This is a genomic window from Pseudoduganella sp. RAF53_2 (assembly GCF_052113985.1).
Classification (GTDB): domain Bacteria; phylum Pseudomonadota; class Gammaproteobacteria; order Burkholderiales; family Burkholderiaceae_D; genus Rugamonas.
This window is the reverse complement of the sequence record NZ_JBFRDW010000443.1, coordinates 1-5,142: the sequence shown is the minus strand read 5'-3', so window position 1 is coordinate 5,142 and position 5,142 is coordinate 1. Positions and strand designations below refer to the sequence as shown.

Below are 5,142 nucleotides of genomic sequence, written 5' to 3'. Positions count from 1 at the left end.
GAACACCACGGTGAACTGCGTGGCCTTTGGCCTGATCAAAACGCGCCTGACCGGCAACGCGGCTGAAGGCGGCACCGCCAATATCGAAGGCCGCGAAATCAAAGTCGGCGTCAACAAGGACCTGCTGGCGATGATGGAAGCGACCATTCCATTGGGCCGCGGCGGCACGCCGGAAGAGGCAGCGGGCGCAGTCTATATGCTGTGCATTCCCGAATCGGATTACGTCAGCGGCCAGACCCTGATGTGCACCGGCGGCCTGACCGGCATGTGAGGAGGAAGACAATGCTGCCACGCCTGCACCAGCACCCATGGATGGACGCGGACATCGAAGCCTTCCGCGACCAGGTACGCCGTTACGTCCACGCCGAACTGGCACCGCACCTGGATGGTTGGCGGCGCCAGGGATTCATTCCACGCGAAACCTGGCGGCCCTTTGGCGAGCTGGGTTTCCTGTTGCCTGAGATGGATGAGCAATACGGTGGTCCCGGCGCCACGCTGGCCTACCAGCTGGTGGTGCAGGACGAACTGGCCAAGGCCGAAGTGCCGGCCAATTCGGCCGTGCACACCATCGCCGCCCACTACATCCTCGACTACGGCACGGAAGAACAGAAGCAGCGCTGGCTGCCGCGGCTGTGCAGCGGCGAACTGCTGGCAGGTATCGCAATGACGGAACCAGGCTGCGGCTCCGACCTGAAATCGATGCGCACGCGCGCCGTGCGTGATGGCGACCATTACGTGATCAACGGCGCCAAGACCTTCATTACCAATGGCTACACGGCCAACCTGCTGGTACTGGYGCTGCGTACCGGCGATGCGGGCTCGAAAGGGATTTCGCTGGTGGTTATCGAGACGGAAAATCTGTCGGGATTTAGTGTTGGGCGCCGCCTGGAAAAGATCGGCATGCATGCATCCGATACCGCCGAACTGGCATTCGAAGATATGCGCGTGCCGGTCGCCAATCTGCTGGGCGTGGAAGAAGGCCGCGGCTTTGGCCAGCTTATGAGCCAGCTGGCGTATGAACGCATGCTGCTGGCGGTACCTGCGGCAGCCGTGATCGAGCGCTCGCTGGAACTGGCGGTCGAATACACCAAGGAGCGCAAGGCGTTCGGACAGCCGATCTCCGATTTCCAGAATACGCGCTTCAAGCTGGCCGAATGTGCGACCATGGCGCACGTGGTGCGCAGCTTCGTCAACGACTGCATCCAGCGCCTGCTGGACGGCACGCTGGACGACGAAGCGGCCTACATGGCGAAGTGGTGGTGCTCCGAACAGCAGTGCAAAGTGACGGACGAATGCCTGCAGCTCTTCGGCGGCTACGGCTACATGGCTGAATATCCGATCGGCCGCCTGTGGGCAGATGCGCGGGTGCAGCGCATCTACGGCGGCACCAATGAAATCATGAAGGATCTCATCGCACGCAAGGTACTCGCATGAAGCCACTGGCCGGCTTGCACATCGTCGAATTCGAAGGGCTGGGCCCTGGTCCTTTATGTGGCCGCATGCTGGCCGACTTTGGCGCGCGCGTCACGCTGGTGGTGCGTCCCGGCGCGGGCCTCGTTGCTGGCCTGCTCGGCGGCGATGGCAAGCGTCCGCTAGCCGAGGGCAAGACGGAGCTGGCCTTGAATCTGAAAGATGCGGCAGATGTTCGGCGCGCGCTGGCGCTACTGGCGCAAGCCGATGGCCTGATTGAAGGCAACCGGCCCGGTGTCATGGAGCGCCTTGGACTGGGTCCTGCGCACTGCGCGGAAGTCAATCCGCGCCTGGTATATGGACGCATGACGGGCTGGGGACAGGATGGTCCGTTGGCGCAGGCAGCGGGGCACGATCTGAATTACGTGGCGTTAAGTGGCCTGCTGTCGCTGGCGCCGCAGCAGGGCATTCCGCCCACGCTGGGCGACGCAGCCGGTGCGCTGGGACTGGCCTTCGGCATGGTCAGCGGCTTGCTGCAGGCGCGCAGTACGGGCAAAGGCTGCGTGGTGGATGCGGCGATCACGGACGTCATGGCAATGCTGGGCGGGATCGCGCAGTGGGTTGCCGCCAGCGGTGGCCTGGGCGGCCCGAAGCCGAGCCCCTTCCACGATTCGCCTTTCTACGATGTCTACCGCTGCGCTGACGGCGCCAGCATCACGGTCGGCGCATTGGAACCGCAATTCTATGCGCTACTGTTACAGAAAGTAGGCATGCATGATGTCGATCCGCGCAGCCAGTATGATGCAAGCCAGTGGCCGGCATTAAAGGAGCGCTTTGCCGCGTTGTTTGCCTCGCGATCGCGTAGTCACTGGTGTGCCTTGCTTGAAGGAACCGACGCCTGCTTCGCGCCGGTATTAACGTTGGCGGAAGCAATGCAGCATCCACACAACGCCGCGCGCGGCACCTTTACAGAGCAAGGCCATGTGCGGGCAGCCCCGCGCTTCACTTCTTTCTGACAGCTCAGCCGTTTTGGTGTAACTTGGTATATATACAAATCTCCCGCCGGGGAAAAATTTCCGGGGAGGCCAATATGAAAATCAAGATCACCTTTGTGCTGCTGCTTGCCCTGGCCGAGATGCGCTGGGGAGACGCGTTCGATTGGGTTCTCAATATGTACCCGATCGCAGACATTCGCGCAGCGCTCACCACCAATGTCAGTGCCGGCGACCGCAACGGCCTGAATGTCCGCTAGCGTTCCAGCGTAACGCTCATCAGACCAATCACTACGTCATTGCTTAGGGTGCGCAGTGTCAGGCTGCGCAGGGTTCTGGCTGATTCCAGCGGTATGCATTGCGCGGTCGCCGCGCCGCCTGCTACGGCGCCGCCGCTTGTCTGCAAGCGGACMTTGCCGGTCTTGAGGTCGACTCTGGGCGGGATTGGGCCGGGGCGGCGGAACTGGTAATCATCAATTAGATAATCTTGCTCGATAGGCCACCAGTTGTCCGGATTGTGCAGGGCGAGCCGCGTGCTGGTGCCATCGGTATAGCGGACAATCACTTCACCGTTATCCAGGCGGCTTTGCATGAAGTTGGTAGACCCGGCCATCAGCAACCAGGCGCGCTTGGCCGTGCCGGCTAGAGGGATTTGGGCCTCGCGCGGGTAGTTGTTCCATTGCGAAGTGAAGACGATATTGGGCGTACCGGATTGCGATGGCGTGGCGAAAGGGACGCCGTTTGGCATCACGATATTGCCGCCGCCGGCGCGCGCTGCGCTTCGTAGACCGGTATCGTCGATCTCCGGCAGGGTGTCGAGATGGCCAGCCCAGGCACCGGCGCCTTGCGCGGGCAGGGACAGCGACACATAGGGCGAGCGCGGCGACTGGTATTTGCCGGGTTTGAAGATTTCGGTAATGCGATCATTGAAATAGGCTGCCAGCGAAATGCTGTCGTAGCGGGCGCCGTTGCGCGGCGTCGTCCAGTCGATAGCAGGACTGCTGATGTGTTCACTACTGGCGGCCATCGTTGCCGCGGCGCGTGTGGGTAACGTGGCGGCGCGCCAGGTGATGTCGACTTCAGCGCGCCCGTGGTTCAACGGCGTTTCGATCACAGTCATGTCCGCAGCGGTATGCCAGCTCATTGCTTGCCCGTTGACGGTGACGCTGGCCGGCGCACGTGATGTGGAAGGCAGTTGCAGCCGCAAGCTGCGGAAACGCGGCGCCACATCCTGCAAGGCCCAGCGATCCGTGGCGCCACTGCGCGAGAAGCTCAGTGCGAGATCCGGATGCGTGATGCGCGCATGCGTCCAGCTTGCGGGCAAGCCGGGATGCACAGAAAGCGTCCCCGCCAGCGCGTCGGGATGAATACCGAACAGACCCTCGACCAAGGCGCGCGACAGCACGCCTGCGCCGTCGGCAAAGTCACGCTGCGACTCGCGGCGGTAGACGTCCAGGTAATTCATCGTACCGACATTACCGGGCGAGATACCCATATACATGCTGGCCAGCAGTGCGCTCTTGGCCAGCATGTACGCTTCTTCCGGCTGGTCCGCCTGCCATAGAGCGAGCGCCGTGTGCAGGTTCTCGCCCATGACGACATTGTTGGCCGACCAGGAGTAAGGCATCCAGTTGGTGGTGGCCAGCATGTGATAAGCCGCATCCGCAGGCACGCCTTCGCCAGCAACAGGAATCGCCTGGAAGTCGCGCAAAAGCGCAGCCGCCATCTGATGCGCTTCGGCGGCGGTGGGTACTTCGGAATCGATGGTGTGATAGAAGGTCCAGAGGCCATAGCTGGGATGAAGCTGCTGAAGTCCCAGTACATCGCGGTATTCTGCGAATGCACCTTGCTCCGGCATCCACAATAGACTGCGCATGGCTTGCGCCACCAGCGCCGCTTCGCGTTCATAGGGCGACGGGTCTTTGCCCAACAGGCGCGCCAGGCGGGCCGCCCCGCGATTGGCGTAGACGTTGTAGGCCGACGCATAGCTGACGCCACCACCGTTGTAATAGATGTCGTCACTGGCCCAGATACTGGCGTAGGCTTCGTACAAGGGCAGCTTGTCCGGACCGAACTCGCGCCGGAACAGGCGCTGTTGCCAGGCGAGGTGGCGTTCGATCACAGGCCAGACGGCGCGGGTATATTCCAGATCGCCTGTCCACAGAATGTGGCGAAGCAAGGCATCCATGAAGACCGTATTCATGTCGTAGTGCGAGTGCGACATATCGCCGTTGGAATGCAGTCCCGCTTCGTTTCGCGCCAGTTTGCTGGCGGTATCGGCTGAGGGCAGGGCCGGCGGAATAGCGCTGGTGTTCTGGCCGCGCGTCCAGCCCTCTGCATTAAGACGCGCACGCTCATGCCAGCCGAGTGCATCGAGCGCATAAGGGCCGCGCCAGCCGAGCAGGCGCGTGCGCCAGGCGATGGCGCCATGCATGATGGATTGTGCGCTGTCGTCCCACAGTGCATCAGTGGCGACGTTGAGGGCACCGGCTGCAGCGTTGAGATAAGGATCGGGTGTTTCGATCCGCACGCGATCGCGCAGTGCGGCAAAGTGCTGGCGTGTTTCATCGAACAGGCGTGGCAGCTGAGCGCGCGCATACGCTGGGTCCAGTGCGCCGGACTTGCCGGAAGGGGCGGGCGCTGGCTGTGTCGTGAYGGCGGCATATACGTCCAGATCGGCGGCCTGCGCCGCGCCGATGCGCTGCAGCGATATCAGCAGCGGCTGCGCATTGATCAGCGG

Annotated in this window: 5 protein-coding genes; 4 read left to right on the top strand and 1 reads right to left on the bottom strand. The window is 62.6% G+C overall.

Features of this window, described 5'->3' with window-relative positions:
- The 4 genes from AB4Z11_RS22435 to AB4Z11_RS22420 form a co-directional block, all read left to right on the top strand.
- On the top strand, positions 1-271 hold a 271-nt coding region (locus AB4Z11_RS22435), incomplete at its 5' end, for an SDR family oxidoreductase (RefSeq protein WP_442027775.1).
- Positions 272-282: 11 nt separating this feature from the next.
- Positions 283-1,434 (top strand): acyl-CoA dehydrogenase family protein, encoded by a 1,152-nt coding sequence (locus tag AB4Z11_RS22430; protein WP_442027773.1) that lies wholly within the window; start codon positions 283-285, stop codon positions 1,432-1,434.
- Positions 1,431-2,426, top strand: coding sequence for a CaiB/BaiF CoA transferase family protein (locus AB4Z11_RS22425; protein ID WP_442027771.1), 996 nt, complete (start codon positions 1,431-1,433; stop codon positions 2,424-2,426). Before AB4Z11_RS22430 ends, AB4Z11_RS22425 begins: the two co-directional genes overlap by 4 nt.
- A gap of 74 nt (positions 2,427-2,500) precedes the next feature.
- A complete protein-coding gene (locus AB4Z11_RS22420; RefSeq protein ID WP_442027770.1) occupies positions 2,501-2,662 on the top strand; it encodes a hypothetical protein in 162 nt (53 codons plus the stop codon).
- On the opposite strand, the gene AB4Z11_RS22415 is transcribed toward AB4Z11_RS22420, so the two are convergent.
- The coding region (locus AB4Z11_RS22415; RefSeq protein WP_442027769.1) for a DUF4450 domain-containing protein at positions 2,659-5,142 on the bottom strand (2,484 nt) is incomplete at its 5' end. The genes AB4Z11_RS22420 and AB4Z11_RS22415 overlap by 4 nt on opposite strands.